The organism is Lactiplantibacillus nangangensis (assembly GCF_005405065.1).
Taxonomy (GTDB): Bacteria; Bacillota; Bacilli; order Lactobacillales; family Lactobacillaceae; genus Lactiplantibacillus; species Lactiplantibacillus nangangensis.
In genome coordinates this window covers 1-19,759 of record NZ_BJDI01000018.1, presented here as the reverse complement: position 1 = coordinate 19,759, position 19,759 = coordinate 1, and the positions used below count along the sequence as shown (strand labels likewise).

The 19,759-nt window shown below is 43.6% G+C and carries 17 protein-coding genes; 12 read left to right on the top strand and 5 right to left on the bottom strand.

Features of this window, described 5'->3' with window-relative positions; translation table 11 throughout:
* Window positions 1–5 precede the first annotated feature (5 nt).
* Window positions 6–1,082, top strand: coding sequence for an ABC transporter ATP-binding protein (locus FFM70_RS12565; protein ID WP_137617192.1), 1,077 nt, complete (start codon window positions 6–8; stop codon window positions 1,080–1,082).
* Between the two features lie 5 nt (window positions 1,083–1,087).
* Window positions 1,088–2,056 (top strand): ABC transporter ATP-binding protein, encoded by a 969-nt coding sequence (locus tag FFM70_RS12560; RefSeq protein WP_137617191.1) that lies wholly within the window; start codon window positions 1,088–1,090, stop codon window positions 2,054–2,056.
* A 464-nt stretch (window positions 2,057–2,520) separates the two neighbouring features.
* Here FFM70_RS12560 and FFM70_RS12555 read toward each other — a convergent pair whose 3' ends face one another.
* The 3 genes from FFM70_RS12555 to FFM70_RS12545 all read right to left on the bottom strand — a co-directional run bounded on the left by FFM70_RS12555 (window position 2,521) and on the right by FFM70_RS12545 (window position 4,485).
* Window positions 2,521–3,042: a helix-turn-helix domain-containing protein gene (locus FFM70_RS12555; RefSeq protein WP_137617190.1), complete on the bottom strand. Its 522-nt coding sequence runs from the start codon at window positions 3,040–3,042 to the stop codon at window positions 2,521–2,523.
* Window positions 3,043–3,453: 411 nt separating this feature from the next.
* Complete coding sequence (locus tag FFM70_RS12550) at window positions 3,454–4,128, bottom strand: type 1 glutamine amidotransferase domain-containing protein (RefSeq protein ID WP_137617189.1); 675 nt, start codon at window positions 4,126–4,128, stop codon at window positions 3,454–3,456.
* Window positions 4,129–4,146: 18 nt separating this feature from the next.
* The gene (locus FFM70_RS12545) at window positions 4,147–4,485 is read right to left on the bottom strand and encodes an ArsR/SmtB family transcription factor (protein WP_137617188.1); all 339 of its coding nucleotides are present in this window, start codon (window positions 4,483–4,485) and stop codon (window positions 4,147–4,149) included.
* A 538-nt stretch (window positions 4,486–5,023) separates the two neighbouring features.
* Between FFM70_RS12545 and FFM70_RS12540 the strand changes: the two genes are divergently transcribed.
* A complete protein-coding gene (locus FFM70_RS12540; RefSeq protein WP_137617187.1) occupies window positions 5,024–5,272 on the top strand; it encodes a hypothetical protein in 249 nt (82 codons plus the stop codon).
* A gap of 121 nt (window positions 5,273–5,393) precedes the next feature.
* On the opposite strand, the gene FFM70_RS12535 is transcribed toward FFM70_RS12540, so the two are convergent.
* Window positions 5,394–7,622 (bottom strand): ATP-dependent Clp protease ATP-binding subunit, encoded by a 2,229-nt coding sequence (locus FFM70_RS12535; protein ID WP_137617186.1) that lies wholly within the window; start codon window positions 7,620–7,622, stop codon window positions 5,394–5,396.
* A 408-nt stretch (window positions 7,623–8,030) separates the two neighbouring features.
* On the opposite strand from FFM70_RS12535, the gene FFM70_RS12530 reads away from it, so the two are divergent.
* The 7 genes from FFM70_RS12530 to FFM70_RS12500 all read left to right on the top strand — a co-directional run bounded on the left by FFM70_RS12530 (window position 8,031) and on the right by FFM70_RS12500 (window position 15,193).
* Window positions 8,031–8,228 (top strand): hypothetical protein, encoded by a 198-nt coding sequence (locus tag FFM70_RS12530; protein ID WP_137617185.1) that lies wholly within the window; start codon window positions 8,031–8,033, stop codon window positions 8,226–8,228.
* Window positions 8,229–8,375: 147 nt separating this feature from the next.
* The gene (locus tag FFM70_RS12525; RefSeq protein ID WP_137617184.1) at window positions 8,376–8,642 is read left to right on the top strand and encodes a phosphocarrier protein HPr; all 267 of its coding nucleotides are present in this window, start codon (window positions 8,376–8,378) and stop codon (window positions 8,640–8,642) included.
* Window positions 8,642–10,372: a phosphoenolpyruvate--protein phosphotransferase gene (gene ptsP / locus FFM70_RS12520; RefSeq protein WP_137617183.1), complete on the top strand. Its 1,731-nt coding sequence runs from the start codon at window positions 8,642–8,644 to the stop codon at window positions 10,370–10,372. The genes FFM70_RS12525 and ptsP overlap by 1 nt, the downstream gene beginning before the upstream one ends.
* 277 nt (window positions 10,373–10,649) lie before the next feature.
* On the top strand, window positions 10,650–11,825 hold the full coding sequence (locus FFM70_RS12515; RefSeq protein ID WP_137617182.1) for a glycosyltransferase family 4 protein: 1,176 nt from the start codon (window positions 10,650–10,652) through the stop codon (window positions 11,823–11,825).
* A gap of 11 nt (window positions 11,826–11,836) precedes the next feature.
* Entirely contained in the window at window positions 11,837–12,859 is a 1,023-nt protein-coding gene (locus tag FFM70_RS12510; RefSeq protein WP_137617181.1) for a glycosyltransferase family 4 protein, read from the top strand.
* Window positions 12,860–12,861: 2 nt separating this feature from the next.
* Window positions 12,862–13,902 carry a lysylphosphatidylglycerol synthase transmembrane domain-containing protein gene (locus FFM70_RS12505; RefSeq protein WP_137617180.1) on the top strand — a complete coding sequence of 347 codons (1,041 nt, stop codon included), beginning with the start codon at window positions 12,862–12,864 and terminating at the stop codon, window positions 13,900–13,902.
* A gap of 55 nt (window positions 13,903–13,957) precedes the next feature.
* Entirely contained in the window at window positions 13,958–15,193 is a 1,236-nt protein-coding gene (locus FFM70_RS12500) for a D-alanyl-D-alanine carboxypeptidase family protein (protein ID WP_223877500.1), read from the top strand.
* A gap of 103 nt (window positions 15,194–15,296) precedes the next feature.
* Here FFM70_RS12500 and FFM70_RS12495 read toward each other — a convergent pair whose 3' ends face one another.
* Entirely contained in the window at window positions 15,297–16,484 is a 1,188-nt protein-coding gene (locus FFM70_RS12495; protein WP_137617179.1) for a pyridoxal phosphate-dependent aminotransferase, read from the bottom strand.
* A gap of 189 nt (window positions 16,485–16,673) precedes the next feature.
* Between FFM70_RS12495 and FFM70_RS12490 the strand changes: the two genes are divergently transcribed.
* Both FFM70_RS12490 and FFM70_RS12485 read left to right on the top strand, forming a co-directional pair.
* On the top strand, window positions 16,674–16,910 hold the full coding sequence (locus FFM70_RS12490) for a YkuJ family protein (RefSeq protein ID WP_137617178.1): 237 nt from the start codon (window positions 16,674–16,676) through the stop codon (window positions 16,908–16,910).
* Window positions 16,911–17,056: 146 nt separating this feature from the next.
* A complete protein-coding gene (locus tag FFM70_RS12485; protein WP_137617177.1) occupies window positions 17,057–19,153 on the top strand; it encodes an LTA synthase family protein in 2,097 nt (698 codons plus the stop codon).
* Window positions 19,154–19,759: the final 606 nt, after the last annotated feature.

Genomic DNA, 19,759 nt, shown 5'->3' with positions numbered 1-19,759 from the left:
ACAAAATGGAAAATCCTGAAAATGTCATTGAAGTGCGGAATCTCCAAATCGATTTCCACACTTATGCGGGCGAAGTTAAAGCCATTCGTGATGTCAGTTTCGACTTGCGCAAGGGTGAGACCTTAGCCATCGTTGGTGAATCTGGTTCTGGTAAATCAGTTACCACCCGTTCACTGATGGGGTTATTAGCACCCAATGCCGTCATTAAAAACGGTAGCATCATGTTTCATGGTGAAGATATTATTAAAAAATCTGAAAAAGAAATGCAACATATTCGTGGTAAAGATATTGCCATGATTTTCCAAGATCCAATGACGTCATTGGATCCAACGATGCGGATCGGGATGCAAATTGCCGAACCGTTAATGAAGCATAAAGGGTTGAAGAAAAAGGAGGCCATCGCGCAAGCGTTAGAAATGTTGAAGCTGGTCGGGATTACTAATCCTGAAGGCCGAATCAACGACTATCCTTATCAATTCTCAGGTGGGATGCGGCAACGAATCGTCATTGCGATCGCGTTGGTCTGCTACCCAGAAGTCTTAATTGCCGACGAACCAACCACGGCGCTGGATGTCACGATTCAGGCTCAAATTTTGGACTTGATGAAGGATCTCCAAAACCGGATCGATACATCGATCATCTTTATCACCCATGACCTTGGTGTCGTGGCTGGGATGGCTGATCGGGTGGCGGTCATGTATGCCGGTAAGATCGTCGAATACGGGACGGTTGATGAAATCTTCTTCAACCCACAACACCCTTATACATGGGGCTTGTTGAATTCGATGCCAACTTTGGACACGGAAGGTGGGTCATTGACCGCCATTCCTGGGACGCCACCAGATTTATTGGACCCACCAGTTGGCGATGCCTTTGCGGCGCGGAGTGACTATGCAATGAAGATTGATACGGAAAAAGAACCACCGTTCTTCAAGGTATCTGACACGCACTATGCGGCCACTTGGTTGTTACATCCAGATGCACCAAAAGTCACGCCACCAGCTGAAATTGTGCGGCGCCAAAAGAAGTTTGCTGCGATGGAAAAACCAGAACCACCGATTAAAAAAGAGACGAAGGAGTAATCAAGATGCCTGATGAACGTAAAAAAATTCTAGAAGTCCATCATTTAAAGCAATATTTTAATGTTGGCAAAAAAGATGAAGTCCGGGCCGTTGATGACGTCTCCTTTGATATCTACGAAGGTGAAACATTCGGTTTAGTTGGTGAATCCGGTTCTGGGAAGACGACGGCGGGCCGTTCAATCATTCATTTGTATGAACCCACTGATGGTCAGATCATTTTCAACGGCAAAGATGTGTCAAAGCTGCATACAAAGGCTGAAATGCATGAATTTCGTCGTGAAATCCAAATGATTTTCCAAGATCCTTATGCCTCACTGAATCCACGGATGAAAGTTAAAGATATTGTCGCTGAAGGGATTGATATCCATAATCTCGCCAAGGATGATGCGGATCGGACGAAACAGGTCGAAGACTTACTGGAAACGGTCGGTTTGAACAAGGACCATTCGAGTCGTTATCCCCATGAATTCTCTGGTGGGCAACGCCAACGGATCGGGATTGCCCGGGCCTTGGCCGTGGAACCTAAATTCATCATCGCTGATGAACCAATCTCTGCGTTGGATGTGTCGATCCAAGCTCAAGTCGTGAACTTGATGAAGGAGCTCCAAGAAAAGCAAGGTCTGACTTACTTATTCATCGCGCATGATTTGTCGATGGTTAAGTATATCAGTGACCGGATCGGGGTTATGCATTATGGGAAGATTTTGGAAATCGGCCCGGCGGATGAAGTTTACACGCATCCATTGCATGCCTACACTAAGAGTTTGATTTCAGCGGTGCCTGTACCCGACCCTGAATTCGAACGTAACCGTAAGCAAGTCGTTTATGACGCCTCACGCGAACATGACGACAAGCAACGGCGGATGGTCGAAATTGCCCCAGGACACTTTGTTCGGGCCAGTGAAGACGAAATTCCAATGTATACGAAACGTGCGCAGGAAGCTGGTTTAGTGACCGATTTTCCGCATAACTAGCAATTAAAAATCCTCTAACCACTGTTTTTGATAGTGGTTGGAGGATTTTTTGTTGCAATCTAAAGTTGAACCTTGTTAATTTCCGCTTCCGGCTGTTGTTGATAACATGCGGCCGAGGGACCGGGGCAAGCCTGAGGAGCGTCTTGCCCCTCGCCCGGAAGCCTTTCCTAAACCGCAAGTCTCCCGGCCGGTCCGTGGTGTAAGACCGGAAAAACGCCGGTCAAACGCCACCATCACGGCCGATGCTATCAACAACAACCTACAGCTAGTTAACTGTTTTTAGTAAGTAATCCATTATTTAGATTGGCACTATTGGCGTGCTATGTCGTCAGGGTTAGCCGACCTGGCATTGAGGCCGCAAGACCGGATTCCACCCGCCACATATGAGGCCATTTTGGGCATGACCAATGCTAGTATTAATGGATTCACGACAGTTTTGATGTTAACAGATTGTTCTGTTAATTTTAGTGATTGTATGATGTCAGTCCGGCTTGAAAGCCTTGAATAACATCATAGATTGCTGGTATTGCGAGGGCACTTAACCAAATAATTCCCCAAGTAATCGCCCACTTGTTTAAGGCCTGATTGAAAGTGTGCCAGTTGATACTGCAGATCAGGCCAATGAGCCCGATTAACGTGATGGGGATTAGCCAATTCTCTGCAGTGGTCATTGAAATGTGTGCCTGACCAAGTGAGATGAGACCGATAATGCCAATGCTGATACTGGCGAATAAAATTTTAGTCACTGGTGTAATTGTTGATGATTTTTCTAAGTGGGCCATCAAAGTGTGATCTTCTTTGATCAGCTCATCTAAAGTTAGTCCAAATAAGTCACTAATAGCGACGACATTGGCAAAACTCGGTAAAGCTGTCCCGTTTTCCCATTTAGAGATTGATTGCCGTGATAGATGTAATTCGGCTGCTAATTGTGTTTGTGATAAATGGCGTGCTAATCGGTGCTGTTTTAATTGTTGTCCCAATGACATAGTGTATCCCCTCCGATAATTTTAGTTTAGCAGGGGTGAGGTGATTGTAAAGCTGATTGAGGGAACTTATTGGTTGCGCCTTAATGTAGCAGGGCTTATGGCAGTTAGATTTGTAAAAATTATGATGATCAAGGCTTGATTGGGAAAAATTGTTGGCGATAGTTTCAGAAAATAGTCGCGACATGATTAACGTTTAGCTAAGCGGATGGATTGAACTGTCCTTTAGAATTCAGTGTAGTCAGTGTCGGTTAAAAAAGGTGTCGGCGCCACAAAAGATTGGCCGAAGTTTGCAATTGTGAAGTGAACCCCCAATGTTGGACTGTTTTCCAACATTGGGGGTTCACTCTGATTTGGCCAGTTTGGGCCGCTTTTTTTGTAGCACTTTGATAGTTAATTTCAAGAACAAAAAGGCTAGAGGTTTTTCACTAAGCATTCTGCGACGGCTTTCGCAGAAAATGGATTTTGCCCGGTGATCAATTGCCCGTCTTGGACCGCATATTCAGTGTAAGCTCGGCGATGCTTGAAATTAGCACCATGTTTAGTAGCAATTGTTTGGTTTAGGAAGGGCACGACTTTACGTTTGCCAGCTAGAATTTCTTCAGCAGTGGTGAACCCGGTAACGTTGCGACCGTCAATGATGTAATGGTCATTAGTATCTTTGACGTTCAGCAGGCCAGCAATGCCGTGACAAACTGACGTTGCATAGCCGCCTTGTCTTAAGACTGCCCGTGTCAAGTCTTGTAATTCAGGATTATCTGGAAAATCCCACATAACGCCGTGCCCGCCGGTATAGTAAATAGCAAGATAGTCGGCTGAATCAACATCTGAAGGAGCTAATGAATGAGTCAGTGCTCGTTGCTGGAAGTCAGCTGAATTATAGCGCGCCATGCTGGCCGTATCTGTGTATTTCATGCTCCGGGGGTCAAGTGGTACGAAGCCACCTTTGGGACTGACGTAGTCAACTTGATAGCCGGCCGTTTCGACGACATCGACGAATTCTGTTGCTTCACCAAGCCATAAGCCAGTGGGGTCAGTTGTATTGCCGTACTGGGTCGTATTTGTTAAAACAATTAAGATTTTTTTCATGGTTGATTTGGATTCCTTTCAAAGCTCCTGGTTACAGGCCATAATTGTTCTGACGTGAGTTAGTAATTGTTCTAGTTGCTCAATTTGTTGTGGTCGATGGGTCAGGTAGTAATAATTTTTGGTACCTTCATGATGGAAATCAATCAGATTCACTGCTTTTAAAATTTTCAAATGGTGGGAGACAGCCGGTCGTGAAAGTCCGGTAACTTCGGTCAGCTCGTTGACACGTAAACCACGATGGACAACTTGTTTATCCAGTAGTGCCAGAATAATGGCTTGACGTTTTTGGTCACCTAGCGCGACGAGAAAGTCACTGGATTTTTCAAATTCATGTTTTAATTTTACTAATTCGGACATTGGTGATCACCTTTTTTTGGTCTATAATTTTAAACCATTAGAACACATCTTTTATTTGATATCAATTATATTGAAACCTTAATATTGTACTTGGAGCGTAACTTAGTTGAGGATTGTCATTTGAACATTATCGTTCAAAAAATTAAACCATTAGAAGAAAAATATGACTTTTAAAATGTAATCAGTGAAGTAAACCTATTAAACAAAACGTGTTAAAAATACTGATTGATCGTGAATTTTCATTAGCAGAAATTGGTAAGACTTTTGCCCATTCAGCTACTGGTAGGGCCCATGGTAGAATTATCATTGCGATGCCAGTGAAATGAAATCCGCCAAATTGAAAAAGCAAGTCAGCGACAATTTTGGTAACTAATCCTATACGGATTCTTGTTCGACTGGTTTAGTCTGACCGTTGAGACTCAAAAATAAAAGCTGAATTAAATTAGCTGCTGATTATCTTGTTGATAAGCATATAGATTGAAATGTGTCTTGACTTCCGGTACAGTTAGGGTTAATCAATCAAAGGAAGGTGTCAGAGATGAAGAAGATAGGCCTCAGTTTAGCAATTGCTAGTTTAGTTGGGAGTGGTTTTTGGATTTGGCGGCATCGAAGTTCAATAGCAAAGAAGTTACGTGTAAGCAGTCGTCAAGATCGTATCAAAGGGACTGCTTTGAAGATGAAGCATCAGTTGACGGAAGATCCACGTGACCAATTACGAGGAAACTTGTTGGCGGACCGTGCCGGGGTAAAGGATTGGTTGATTGCAGTCAAGTGCAATTCAAAATAAGTAAGTACAAGTAAGCGCCCCTAAGCAAGCACTAGGCTAACTTAGGGGGCGCTTTCAATACAAAAATTTTGTCTCAAAAAAACTCGCCAGCCAAGTTTGACTGACGAGTTTTAGCTTACGCTTATTCAGCTGTTTTAGGTTCTTCCGCGGCTAAGACGATTTTACCGTCTTCAACTTTGGCAACCATGTTCTTCACATCACTGTGATCCAAGTAGAAGTCCGCAATCCGGTCTTCAATCTGTTCTTGGATGACCCGCCGTAATGGCCGAGCCCCCATTTCGGGATTGTAACCGAGGTCGACTAACTTAGATTCAACCGGTTCCGTGACATGCACATGTAAGTCTTGGTTGGCTAACATGCCATTGACATCGTTGATCATCAAGCCAACGATCTTCATCAAGTTTTCCTTTGATAAAGCATTGAATTGAATAATATCGTCGAAACGGTTTAAGAATTCTGGCTTGAAGTAGTTGCCCAATTGACTTGTAATGTCATGGGTCTTACCTTCAGCAGCGGCGCCAAAGCCAACATTTGCTTCGGAATCGCCAGTCCCAGCGTTAGAAGTCATGATAATGATCGTATCCTTGAAGCTGACCGTCCGACCTTGTGAATCAGTCAAACGACCATCATCTAAGATTTGTAAGAACATATGCATGACGTCAGGGTGAGCCTTTTCGATTTCATCCAACAGAATCAAGCTATATGGATGACGCCGAACTTGTTCGGTCAACTGACCGGCTTCTTCGTAACCAACATAGCCAGGCGGTGACCCAATCAATTTAGCCACTGAATGTGGTTCCATGTATTCACTCATGTCAAAGCGGATCATGGCATCCTCAGAGCCAAAGAGTTCTTTGGCTAACTGTTTAGCTAATTCCGTTTTACCAACCCCGGTAGGGCCGACAAACATAAAGGAGCCAATTGGTCGGCCAGTCCCATTCAATCCAATGCGATTACGACGGATGGCCCGTGAAACGGCTTCAACCGCCTTATCTTGACCGATAACGTTACCTTCGAGGTCACTTGCCAAAGTCTTCATTTGAGCCTGTTCCTTAGCTTGCAATTCGCCAACTGGAATGTCGGTCTTTTCTTCGACGATTTGTTGCATATCTTCGACCGTCACAGTAGCGGTGTCTTCAGCGGATTTGGCGCTGTTTTCATCTGGCTTGGCTTTTTCGAGCTTGGCCACTTGATCACGGTAGTAGGCCGCTTTCTCGTAGTCTTCCTTCTTCAAAGCATCTTGCTTCTGGGCTTCAGCACTGTCGATTTTTTCTTGAATGGTCTTAGGATCAACCGTCTTCAAGGTCAAATTCTTCCGTGACCCAGCTTCATCAAGTAAGTCGATGGCTTTGTCAGGCAAGAACCGGTCTTGAATGTAACGATTGGATAATTTGACCGCGGCGACGATCGCATCAGCGTTGTATTTAACGTGATGGTAATCTTCGTACTTCTTTTGAATCCCTTGTAAAATCTTGATGGATTCTCCAACGCTGGGCTCGTCAACCGTAACCGGTTGGAAACGCCGAGCGAGGGCGGCATCTTTTTCGATGTCGCGGTATTCGTTTAACGTGGTTGCCCCAACTAATTGGAAGTCACCACGCGCTAAAGCGGGTTTCAAGACGTTCCCAGCATCCATGCCACCTTCAGCATTGCCGGCGCCCATGATTTCATGGATTTCGTCAATGAAGAGCACGATGTTCGGATTCGATTGAACTTCCTTCATTAGTTGTTGCATCCGTTGTTCAAATTGGCCCCGAATCCCGGTACCTTGAACGAGGGAAGCCACGTCCAAACGAATAATTTCTTTATTTAATAGTTTTTGGGGAACTTGACCAGAAACAATCTTCTGGGCTAAGCCTTCAACGACCGCCGTTTTACCAACGCCAGCTTCACCAATTAAGACCGGGTTGTTTTTTGTCCGCCGGTTCAAAATTTCGATGACGCGGTTGATCTCGTTATCACGGCCGATCACTGGGTCAATTTTGCCTTGCTTAGCTTGATCAGTTAAGTTGTAGCCGTATTGCCCGAGTAGACCGCCGCCGTTTTGACCACGCCGGTTGCCGCCATTGTTAGGACCAGCCGGTTGGGTCGGTGGGGTTTGTTGTTGCCGATATCCGTCATCAGGACTGCCGTTACCACCTTGCATGGCCCGGAAGATATCGTCAAGACCGCCAAAACCAAATGGATCTTGTGCCATATCAGTACCTCCAACTCCATTATTTGGTTGCTGTTCCTGATTCTTGAGCAGTTGATAGCAATTTTGACAGAGGTTAATCTGCCGCCGCTGACCGTTGACGTTCGTGTAGAGATGAATCGTCGCTTCGTTCTTATGGCAATTGTCACAAAGCATATTGCTGTCACACACCTTTCCTATCAGAAATCTCACTAAATCGATGATCGCGTCTAGTGAAAGGGTCCAAAGTTATTTGACCTTTGTTGACCTTTGACTATTAGTATAGCAATTTTTTTAGACCGTGCAAGTTTAAAGTCTCAACATCAAAACTGGATATCTTAAGGCTTACCGGTCAGGTTAAAAATGAGATCAATCACTAATTTAATGTTTTTCTGAAGCATTTGGCCGGTCCAGTTAAATGGCTTGTCAATCTTGGTGAACAGTTGTATATTTAACACCTACTCAGAACAAGTCAGTTAACGAACCGTCTAAATACATTATAGCTCAAAAGATGGTTTTCGCACGCAAGTCGTCTGACCTGTTCTGATGTTAGTTGATGAGACAAGATTAAAAGGGGGTAAAAATGTGGCAACGGATTATCGACAATTAATGGAAGACTTACGCACGGGTGAACGTGCAAGCTTTAGCGTTGATCCTGCAGACTTCATGGCCTTTCACGAAGCCTACATGAGTTATGAATACCGAAAAAGAATCATTGGTATGGCAGACCTTGATGGACACGTTGTTTACCATTTTGATAAGGATGGTAAGGCTACCAATTAATCGCAATTTGATGAATGAAAGGGCTTGTATTTCAATTGGATAATTGCTATCATCAATACTAAGGGCTCTAGAGCAAACGTGTTGGCGGCAACTCGAGTTGACTCGGAACCAATTTAAATTTACATCTTCGAAGGAGATCGAATAGTTATGGAAAAGAAAGATTTTCACGTAATCGCAGACACAGGTATCCACGCACGTCCCGCTACTTTATTGGTACAATCAGCAAGTAAGTTCAATTCAGAAATTACGTTGCAATACCAAGACAAGTCAGTTAACTTGAAGTCCATCATGGGTGTTATGTCACTCGGTGTTGGTAAAGATGCAGATGTTACTATTTCAGCTGAAGGTGCCGACGAAGCAGATGCTATCGCTGCTTTAGCTGATACGATGAAGAAAGAAGGCTTATCTGAATAATGGCTGAAAAGGTACTCAAAGGAATCGCTGCCAGTGATGGTATTGCGATTGCTAAGGCCTATATGCTAGTTGATCCAGATTTGTCATTCGAAAAGACGACGGTTTCAGATGTTGATGCCGAAATCAAGAAGTTACATGACGCTTTCGATGCTTCTAAAGCTGAATTGCAAGTCATCAAAGACAAAGCAACTGAAAGTTTAGGCGCCGAAGAAGCGGAAGTTTTTGAAGCTCATATCACTATTTTATCTGACCCTGAAATGTTAGGACAAATTGAAGGTAAGATTAAGGATGATAAAGTCAATGCTGAAGAAGCTTTGAAGGAAGTTACTGATACTTTCATCTCAATGTTCGAAGCAATGACGGATAATGCATATATGCAAGAACGTGCAGGCGATATTCGCGATGTCACGAAGCGAGTAATGAGTCATTTGTTAGGGGTTACCTTACCAAGTCCCGCATTAATCGATTCTGAAGTCATCGTGGTTGCCCATGATTTAACCCCTAGTGACACGGCTCAATTGGACCGTAAGTTTGTTAAAGGTTTCATCACCGATATTGGTGGTCGGACTAGTCACTCAGCGATTATGTCACGGACGCTTGAGATTCCAGCGGTTGTTGGTTCTGAAACCGCAACGACTGAAATCAAAGAAGGCACCACTGTCATCCTTGATGGGATTAACGGTGAAGCCTTGGTAGCCCCAACTGATGCCGAAATCAGTGACTACCAACAAAAAGCCAAGAATTTTGCCGCTCAAAAGGCCGAATGGGAAAAGCTAAAGAATGAAGCAACCGTTTCTAAAGACGGCAAGCACTTCGAATTAGCTTCAAACATTGGGACGCCCGATGACATGGACGGTGTCTTAGACGCTGGTTCAGAAGCTGTCGGTTTGTTCCGGTCAGAATTCTTGTACATGAACAGCGCTGAATTACCTGATGAAGATACTCAATTCGAAGCCTACAAAAAGGTTGTCGAAGGGATGAAGGGTAAGCCAGTGATCGTCCGGACCATGGATATCGGTGGGGACAAGCATTTACCATACTTGCCACTTCCTGATGAAATGAACCCATTCTTGGGTTACCGGGCCATTCGGATCTCACTTGATCGTGATGATATTTTCCGGACCCAATTACGGGCATTACTCCGGGCATCACATTATGGTCAATTGCGGATCATGTTCCCAATGATTGCTACCTTGGATGAATTCCGTCAAGCTAAGGCCATCTTCGAAGAAGAAAAGGCTAAGTTAGTTAAAGCGGGCACCCCAGTTGCGGATGATATCAAGTTAGGTATCATGATTGAAATTCCAGCTGCAGCCATCTTAGCTGATCAATTTGCTAAGGAAGTTGACTTCTTTAGTATTGGGACCAACGACTTGATTCAATATTCGTTTGCTGCTGATCGTGGTAACGAACGTGTTTCATACTTGTATCAACCATACAACCCATCGTTGTTACGTTTGATCAAGCATGTGATCGACGCTGCTCACGCTAATGGCCGCATTGCGGGCATGTGTGGTGAAGTTGCCGGTGATCAAGTTGCTGTGCCATTATTGATGGGCTTAGGTCTAGATGAATTCTCAATGAGCTCAACTTCAGTTTTGAAGACGCGTTCATTGATGAAGACCATCGATACTAAGGAAATGGCTAAGTTAGCCGATAAGGCGCTTAACGAATGTGTCACTAATGAAGAAGTTAAAGAATTAGTTGAAAAGAACGTTTTTAATAAGTAGACGTCTTTTCAAAGGGGTGGGTCTTCGTGACCTGCCCCTTTTTTTACATAAAAGTGGTTGATTGCCAGTGCTAAAAGCCAGTTTGCAGGGCATTTCACCCGGAACTCTTAATTTATCTTAAGAATATTTGCAACTATGATACTGAACCAATATAATTGTTATAATTAATTATTGAGACTGGATGAACTGCGCTCAATCAGGTGGAATCAAGGACTGATTGAAGCAACGATGACTAGCGGGCAGGATTGTTAGTGTCGGAAATAAAGGGAGAATCTACGTGAATATCGGGATATTTACAGATACGTACTATCCACAAGTCAGTGGGGTAGCCACGTCTATCAAAGTGTTGCGAAATCAACTCGAACGAGCTGGTCACCAAGTGTATATCTTTACGACCACCGATCCGCATGTTGATAAGAATATTTATGAGCGGAATATTTTCCGATTCACGAGTATTCCATTCGTCTCGTTCACTGATCGACGGATTGCTGTCCGGGGGCTATTCAAGGCTTATCAAGTGGCGAAGGACCTGGGGCTAGATATCGTGCATACCCAAACTGAATTTTCGATGGGAATGATTGGCAAATTTGTTGCCAAACAATTGAAGATTCCATGCATTCACACTTACCACACGATGTATGAAGATTATTTACATTATATTGCCAACGGTAAATTATTGAAACCTTACCATGTTAAAGAAGCGACTCGCGCTTATTGTTACCATTTGAATGGTATCGTGGCGCCAAGTCACCGGGTTTCTAAAACTCTAAAAGGGTATGGCGTTAAAGCACCGATTCGGATCGTCCCAACTGGGATTGATATCAATCAGTATGAACAGACACCAGACGGGGATTACCGTGAAAAGTTAGGATATGCCCCAGAGACGCCAGTTTTACTGTCATTGAGTCGGTTGGCTTATGAAAAAAACATTCATGAAGTGATTGCGGCATTGCCAGCGATTATTGAACAAGTACCGACCGTCCAATTGTGTATCGTCGGTGATGGGCCGGCACGTGAGACGTTGGAAAATCAAGTCAAGGATGCTGGCCTCAGCGAGCACGTCCAGTTTACTGGTGAGATCGATAACGACGAAGTCTACAATTATTATCAAATGGCGGACTTGTTTGTTTCGGCTTCTAATTCGGAATCACAAGGGTTAACGTACATTGAAGCGATGGCAGCTGGCTTAAAAACAGTGGTTGCGACTAGCCCATACACGGACCAATTATTAGATGATCCCTCTTTAGGGACCACTTTTAGCAGTGAAACGAGCTTGGTACGAGATGTGGTACGTTATTTACAACATCCACATGCGTTTGATGATCCTAAGCCACGTCAAAAGAAACTGTATCAAATTTCGGCCGAATATTTTGGTAAGCAGATCATCAATTACTATCAAGATGTTCAGCTTGCCTACTCGGAAACGAATAAATCAGCAAACATCAGCGATTAAGGGGACGAATTATGTTAAACATTACCATGTTTTCGAAGGCTGACTCGGTGAAAGGCCAAGGGGTCGGTAGCGCGTATTTAGAATTAATGCGTTTATTGCAAACCCATTGGCACGATGAATTTAACCTCAAAATCAATCGTTATGGGCGTTCTACCATTTCACATTATCATACGGTCAACCCGATGTTCTATCTTTCAACGTTTATGCCGAATCGTGGTCGTAAAATTGGCTATGTCCATTTCTTACCAGAAACGTTAGAAGGTAGTTTAAAGCTGCCAAAACCGTTTCAAGCGATTTTTAACCGCTATCTGATTTCCTTTTATAAACGGATGGATCATATCGTGGTGGTGAATCCCACCTTTATTCCAAAATTGGAAGCGTACAATATTAGTCGCGCCGATGTGACCTATATTCCTAATTTCGTTAGTAAACGTGAATTCTATGAAATGACCAAAAAGAAGCAGCTACAATTACGGCAACAATATGGCTATGACCAGAATAAGTTTATGATTCTAGGGACTGGTCAGATTCAGGATCGTAAAGGTGTGCCGGATTTTATTGAATTAGCCCGGCGAAATCCTGACATTCAGTTTGTCTGGGCGGGGGGCTTTTCCTTCGGTCGGATTACGGATGGTTATCAAGAATTGAAGCAAGTTGTCGATAATCCACCGGCTAATCTGTCATTTCCAGGAATCGTTGACCGTGAAAAATTGGTTGATTACTATAATATGGCGGATCTTTTCTTGTTACCGTCATATAATGAACTGTTTCCAATGTCAGTTTTGGAAGCCTTTAGTTGTGGGACGCCCGTCTTATTAAGAGACTTGGACCTTTACCGGGCCATTATTGATGGTTATTATCAAGCTGCCAGTGATGTGAATGACATGCAAAAACAAATCGATCATTTACGCGATAATCCGGCTGGGATGCAGTTTTTACACGACAAAGCCGTTTTAGCTTCTCAAGATTATTCGGAGGAACGATTGGCGCGAATTTGGCACGACTTTTACCTACAACAAGCAAAAGAGGGGTAGCCATGACTAGAAAAAACATGTGGTCATTGCTGGTCATGGTATTACTAGGTGTTGGGATTTCGTGGTATTCTTTACGAAATGTCAATCTCAGCAATATGATGACTGATATTGCCCAATTAAACTGGTGGTGGCTACTCGTCGCCCTCGGTTGTGTTGGTCTTTACTTTGGCCTCGAAGCAGTGGTGGTGCAGAAGTTTGTGCGTCATCGCTACAAGCATTACTCTTTTCGTAGTGCACTTCGAGTCCCGCTAGCTGAACAATTATTTAATGGGATTACGCCATTTTCATCGGGTGGTCAGCCCGCACAGATCTTTGTGATGGCGCAGTCTGGAATCGACGCGGGGCGTGCGAGTTCGGTAGCGTTAATGAAGTTCGTCGTATTTCAGGCGATGGTCGTGTTAAATTTTCTATTTGCGATGTTAATTGGGTTTCATTACTTGGCTGCGAAGCTAAGCTACTTGTCGTTGTACGTCTTTTTCGGTTTCTTGATTCATTTTGCCGTGATTGTCGGGTTATTACTAGTCATGTACTGGTATAACTTCACGAAACGGGCTGTGAAAGTTGTCTTGATTCCAGTTGGTTGGTTTATGAAAGCGGAACGCTTCCAACGGTTGCAAGCCAATATCAGTGAAAAAATCGATTCATTTTACGAAGAAAGTGTGCGGATGACCAAAGATTGGCGGATGTTGCTAGAAGTCTGCCTGGTCACGTTCTTTCAACTTTTGTTTTACTACATGGTGCCGTATTTCATTATGCGGGCGATGGGGTACAGCGGTATTAATTTGATTATGGTCACTAGCTTGAATGTTTTGATTTTCTTAGTGACGTCGCTGTTTCCGATTCCCGGTGGTGCCGGTGGGGCGGAGTTTGGTTTCACGGAGCTTTTTGCCAAATTCATCCCCAGTCACAGTAAGCTAATTCTAGCCATGCTGATTTGGCGGATTTTAACGTATTATTTAGGCTTATTCTTAGGGATGATTGCAATGACGATGAAGCCTGAAAAGGCGGAAGAGATTCAGCCGGATGAGTCTACAGAACATTAAAAATGAAGCGCTAGCGAGCAGCCGGCGCTTTTTAGTCATTAAAGGAGTTTTAATATTGAGGTTGGGAAAAAGTTGGGGCTTGGTCTTACTTGGATTGGGGACCATTTGCGCGTTGGGGTGGTCGCAACCGGTGATGGCCAAAACTAGCCAAGCGGATGAAGTCAAGGCAGCCTATATCGTAGATGCCAAATCTGGACAGACCATTTATGCGGACCGTGCGGATGAAAAGTTACCAATTGCATCGTTGAGTAAGCTGATGACCCTATATTTGGTTGTTCAAGCGGTTAAGGATGGTCAACTAAAGTGGACAGACAACGTGCCGATTAGTCACGAGGTCCGAAAGTTGGCTGAAAGTGCGACTTTATCCACGATGCCAATGGGGAAAAACGAGAAATTTACAGTTCGCGAGCTGTTTGCGGCGACGCTAGTGGGGTCATCAAATAGTAGTGCCATTGCCTTGGGCGAACTGGTCGGTGGCAGTAATGCCAAGTTTATTCAATTAATGAATAAACAGGCACAGACCTGGCGACTAGATGCTGAATTTGTAAGTGCGTCAGGCTTGGACAATACCGATTTGACTGCCTATCACTATAATTTGCCAGGGACGAGTGACCAGGCTCAAAACCTGGTTTCTGCACGGGCAGTCACCATGATTGCGCAAAAACTATTGGCAGCGGATCCGGAAGTGATTTCAATTGCGAACCGTGGGTCAATTAAGGTACATCAACACCGTGTGGCAACTTCAGTTCAAATTTTGAAGGGTCAGCCCTATTATGACGCTGAAGCACCCGTGGATGGCTTAAAAACGGGGTATACGGCGCAAGCAGGGGATTGTCTGGTTGCAACCTTTAAACATGATGGCCGGCGGTTGATTGCTACGACTTTGGGTGGCACTTGGAAGTATTCAGCCAATGCCAATTTGCGGTTGATGGTCCAACGACAGGAACACTATCAGCAAGTCGTCCCCAAAACAGTTGACTATCAAATTCCAGGCACCACGGCCAAGGTAACGCTCGTGGCTAAAGATGGGGTTGAACGTTGGGCCAATACGAAACGACCGGTGCAACGCAAACAAGTCGCGGTTTGGCCGTTACATCGTGATCGGCCAAACTATCTACCAGCCGGTCAGACAGTGATGCAGTACCGGTTAACTGACACGACTTCCGGTGCTGTGACTACGATTGATTATGTCACCCCTAAGGCTAAAGTGCTCTTAGGGCCATTACATTTAGCAACAACGAGTGCCAAACGCACTAATTTGCTAAAATTACCGTTGGCTTTTGCCAATTAAATCGTTAAAATAACCTAAAAACCACCAGTCATTGCTTGGTCTCCCAAGTTGTGACTGGTGGTTTATTGATTTTGATGCTATTTAGGGCAGTCCTTGCTGTAATCTAAGCTTGTTTGTTAGCTGGATTTTGGATGTAAGCCGTGAGCCGGTCCATGGCTTTTTGAAGTTTTTCCATGCTGGCAGCATAACTCAAGCGAACGTAACCTTCACCTTCGACACCAAAACCAGTCCCGGGGATAATGGCTAACTGATTCTTACGCGCTAAATCTTTACAAAAGGCCATTGAGTCTTGGTTAAAGCCAGCTGGAATTTTGGCGAAAATGTAGAAAGCACCAGTTGGGCGGGCAATCTTAAAGCCGAGGCCGTTCATGGTTTGATAAACAAAGTCGCGCCGCTTTTGATATTCAGCACGCATTGGTAAGGCATCGTCAAGCCCATTGGTCAAAGCTTCAATACCAGCTTTTTGAGCAATCGTGGTTGCGGCTGTGACGTAGTACTGATGAACCTTCTTCATTTGAGCAGTGAGTTCCTTCGAAGCGAATAAGAAGCCGATTCGCCAACCGGTCATAGCGTGTGACTTCGACAAGCCGTTGATCAGAATGGTTTCGTCAGGGAGATAGTTGGCAATTGAGACGTGGTCACTACCATAAGTTAGTTCACTGTAAATTTCATCAGAAACGACCCATAAATTGTGGCGCTTGAAGCAAGCCGCGAGCGCTTCGATTTCATCAGCTACATAGGTCACACCGGTTGGGTTGTTCGGGTAGTTTAAGACGATTCCCTTAAAGTGTTCGTTCGGATGTGCTGCAATGAAATCATCGACCATCTTTGGCGTGATCACAAAGTCGTTAACGCCCGTATCCATGAATAATGGTGTTGCGCGGGCTTCTTGGATAATTGGAATGTAAGCTGGAAAAATTGGTGATGGAATAATGATCGCATCGCCAGGGTTACAAATGGTTGTGAGGGCGGTCGCGATGGCTTCAGTTGCACCAACTGTTACCAAAACTTGGTCTTCAGCGTCATAGTGGTTGCCGTATTTCTTGGCTTGAAAATTGGCAGCAGCTTGGCGCAGCTCCAACAAGCCGGCCATACCGGTATAGTGAGAGAAGTTTTGGTCAATGGCAGCCTTAGCAGCGTCTTTAACGTGTTGTGGGGTGTTAAAGTCGGGTTCGCCAAGGGTTAGCTTGACCATATCAGGAATAGCACTCACTTCTTCGTCAAATTGTCGAATCGTCGAAACTTGAATCTGGGCAATGGTATCATTAAGATCATCTCTGAATAGTGTCAAGATCAGGACTCCTTTTAAATTTATAACTTGTCTTAATTTTATCACAACTCAGTACCGACAAAGCGGGACATTGCGGTATAATTGTATTGTGAAATTCACTTTGAAACGGGGCTTTCTGTTAAAAAGGCGTGTTATTAGTCCCATTTTTTGCTAGAATAAAAACAAAACTTAAGGAGCGAGATTATTATAATGGAAAAATCTGAATTATCAGCAATTCTCAAACGACTTGAAGCAATGCGGACGACTGAAGCAACTGAGGTCCAATCCCGTCGCTTTGAAAAGGAAGGCGTTGAACGCGGCCAAGTCGCTTATGACCCCGCAACTTCGACCTATACTTTACAAGAATTCAATCCGGACCAAACTTTTGAATTTGATAACATTGACCTAGTTGCTATTGAACTATACGATTTGTTAACGGATAACTAACATTTCCGCCAATTAGATATTTTATAGACTGATCCATATTATGCGTTGAATATTGAAGAATTGTTGAAGAATTCTTCAAGTGATTGCGAATTTGCACTCAACCGTTATAATATGGATTTGTTAATAGCAATGACGGAGGAATTATGATGCCCAAATTTATAAAAAACACGGTTGGTAAGGTCAATACCACGCTTGGCTTTTTTACCCTGACCGTGGTCTTATTTTGGCTAAAGACGTATATCGCGTACCAGAATGAATTTACGCTGGGGGTCAAAGGGACCGTTCAGCAATTCTTACTGATTTTGAATCCTTTTCCAACCGCAATTGTGTTGTTAGGAATCGCGTTATATTTCAGAGGGCGACTAAGGTATTGGTTACTAATGATCATCGATACCTTACAAACCACTTGGCTCTTTGCCAACATCTTGTATTACCGTGAGTTCTCAGACTTCATGTCTGCTGGTGTCATTAAGAGCTCCGGGGCAGCTAGTAATAATTTGGGAACCAGTTTGGGCCAGATTATTCATGCGACAGATTTCTTAGTTTATGCGGATGTCGTGATTTTGATTCTATTACTGGTCTTTAAAGTGATTCGAATTGATCCACGACCATTTAAGATTCGCTATGCAGCCACAATGACGATGATTGGGGTCGCATTGTTCGCAGTTGATCTAGGCATGTCGGAACATGATCGTTCTGATTTATTGACTCGGACGTTTGATAATAACTATATCGTGAAGTATTTAGGCTTAAATACGTATGCCGGTTATAGTTTCTATCAGACTGAAAAGGAAAGTGCGACGCGAGCACAAGCTAGCAGTAGTGATATGAAGAGTGTGTTGGCTTATCTCAAGAAGAATCAAGCTGGCGACAACGTGAAGTACTTTGGTAAGGCCAAGGGCAAGAACGTGTTTGTGATCCATCTGGAAAGCTTCCAGCAGTTCTTGATTGATTATAAGGTCGACGGCAAGGAAGTCACGCCAAACTTAAATAAGTTCTATCATGATAAGAGTACGTTGAGCTTTGATAATTTCTATCATCAAGTGGCCCAAGGGAAGACTTCGGATGCTGAAATGATGATGGAGAACTCACTGTTCGGGTTACCAACTGGGTCGGCAATGACCCAGTATGGGACTTCTAATACTTTCCAAGCCGCCCCAGCCATTTTGGCGCAAAAGGGTTATACCACGGCAGCATTCCATGGGGATGTGGCTAGTTTCTGGAATCGGGACAATGCTTATAAGTCTTGGGGGTATGATTACTTCTTCTATTCTGCTTATTATAAGGAGAAAGCCGACTACAAGATCGGTTATGGCTTGAAGGATAAGATTTTCTTCCGAGATTCAGTTAAGTATCTCGAACAGCTCCCACAACCGTTTTATGCCAAGCTGATCACACTGACGAACCACTATCCATATCCATTGGATAAGCAAAATGTGGGGATTCAAAAGACTACGACTGGTGATTCAACGGTTGATGGCTATGTCCAAACGGCACATTATTTGGATCAGGCTTTCCAAGAATTCGTTAATTACTTGAAGAAGGCTGGTCTATATAAGAATAGTATGATCGTGCTTTATGGAGATCACTATGGGATTTCGAATAACCATCGAAATGCGATTGCACAATTATTGGGCAAAAAGTCCATCACGAACTTTGACTTAGCCCAATTCCAAAAAGTACCATTTATGATTCATTCTGAAGGGATTCAAGGTGGCGTTAACCATACCTATGGTGGTGAAATCGACGCATTACCAACAATCTTTGATTTGTTAGGGATTAAGAATAAGGGGTATATTCAGTTTGGGACGGATCTGTTGTCGAAGCAGCATAATCAGACCGTTGCCTTTCGAAATGGGGACTTTGTCTCGCCAACTTACACGAAGTTAGGGAGTACGGTCTATGATTCGAAGACTGGGAAGCAACTGACTAAGATGACTAATGCGCAGAAGCAAACAGTCAAGCAGATGCAAAACCATGTGACAACTGAACTATCACTCTCTGATCGGGTGATTCAAGGGGACTTGTTGCGCTTCTACACGCCGAAGGGCTTTAAGAAGGTCAATAAGTCGGATTATAACTATAAGGTCACGAAGACGCTGAAATCATTGAAGGAACTTCAAAAAGAGAAGAAGACGAGTGCTTATACTAAGAACAAGGATAAGTCGACAGTTGATCTCTATCAGACGGATGCGCCAGAATTATCGGATTCAAGTAGTTCTAGTAGCAGTTCAAGTAAATAGGTCGCATACATTAAAGAACGATTACTTCGGTAGTCGTTCTTTTTGTTTTGATATGCGGGGACACTTCTATAGGAAGACTATTTTATGTGGCAGTGTTGGGACGGTAGGGGAATCTTAACAGCCATCACTGACGGTAAGACTAAATTAGGTTGTTTTGATAAAAGACGGCCATACAGGTTAATTGTTGGTGACTTAGCGGATAACTTGAAGAAACTTGGACTTGTCGATGGCATAACTTGACGTTGCTATTTAGGTTTAAACGCCGTAAAATGTGTTTTGTACTCACGTTCGGTTGGTTTTTGAACTTTTTCGAAATTAATTGAGAAAAATGCTTGACCCATGTCGTGATTATTGATATTATATTTCTTGTCGTTAAGAACGGCATGCAACAATACTCATCATTTTGAATATATCAGGACGTTTAAAACGTTATCTTGAATTTTTATTCAAAATGATTTATAAAAAGTTGTTGACATGTTCTTCTGATGATGATAAACTTTAATAGTTGTGTTGAGGTAATCAACCCAATAAATTAGACCTTTGAAAACTGAACAAAGTTTCGACAAATCAAATGTGTAGGGTCTAGCAATCTTCGAGATTGTTAGC

Excerpts from the sequence above, each read along its gene's own strand:
- FFM70_RS12565 (WP_137617192.1), top strand. The coding sequence starts at position 6 with ATGGAAAATCCTGAAAATGTCATTGAAGTGCGGAATCTCCAAATCGAT.
- FFM70_RS12560 (WP_137617191.1), top strand. The coding sequence starts at position 1,088 with ATGCCTGATGAACGTAAAAAAATTCTAGAAGTCCATCATTTAAAGCAA.
- FFM70_RS12555 (WP_137617190.1), bottom strand. The coding sequence starts at position 3,042 with ATGTCATTGGGACAACAATTAAAACAGCACCGATTAGCACGCCATTTA.
- FFM70_RS12550 (WP_137617189.1), bottom strand. The coding sequence starts at position 4,128 with ATGAAAAAAATCTTAATTGTTTTAACAAATACGACCCAGTACGGCAAT.
- FFM70_RS12545 (WP_137617188.1), bottom strand. The coding sequence starts at position 4,485 with ATGTCCGAATTAGTAAAATTAAAACATGAATTTGAAAAATCCAGTGAC.
- FFM70_RS12540 (WP_137617187.1), top strand. The coding sequence starts at position 5,024 with ATGAAGAAGATAGGCCTCAGTTTAGCAATTGCTAGTTTAGTTGGGAGT.
- FFM70_RS12535 (WP_137617186.1), bottom strand. The coding sequence starts at position 7,622 with ATGCTTTGTGACAATTGCCATAAGAACGAAGCGACGATTCATCTCTAC.
- FFM70_RS12525 (WP_137617184.1), top strand. The coding sequence starts at position 8,376 with ATGGAAAAGAAAGATTTTCACGTAATCGCAGACACAGGTATCCACGCA.
- ptsP (WP_137617183.1), top strand. The coding sequence starts at position 8,642 with ATGGCTGAAAAGGTACTCAAAGGAATCGCTGCCAGTGATGGTATTGCG.
- FFM70_RS12510 (WP_137617181.1), top strand. The coding sequence starts at position 11,837 with ATGTTAAACATTACCATGTTTTCGAAGGCTGACTCGGTGAAAGGCCAA.
- FFM70_RS12505 (WP_137617180.1), top strand. The coding sequence starts at position 12,862 with ATGACTAGAAAAAACATGTGGTCATTGCTGGTCATGGTATTACTAGGT.
- FFM70_RS12490 (WP_137617178.1), top strand. The coding sequence starts at position 16,674 with ATGGAAAAATCTGAATTATCAGCAATTCTCAAACGACTTGAAGCAATG.
- FFM70_RS12485 (WP_137617177.1), top strand. The coding sequence starts at position 17,057 with ATGCCCAAATTTATAAAAAACACGGTTGGTAAGGTCAATACCACGCTT.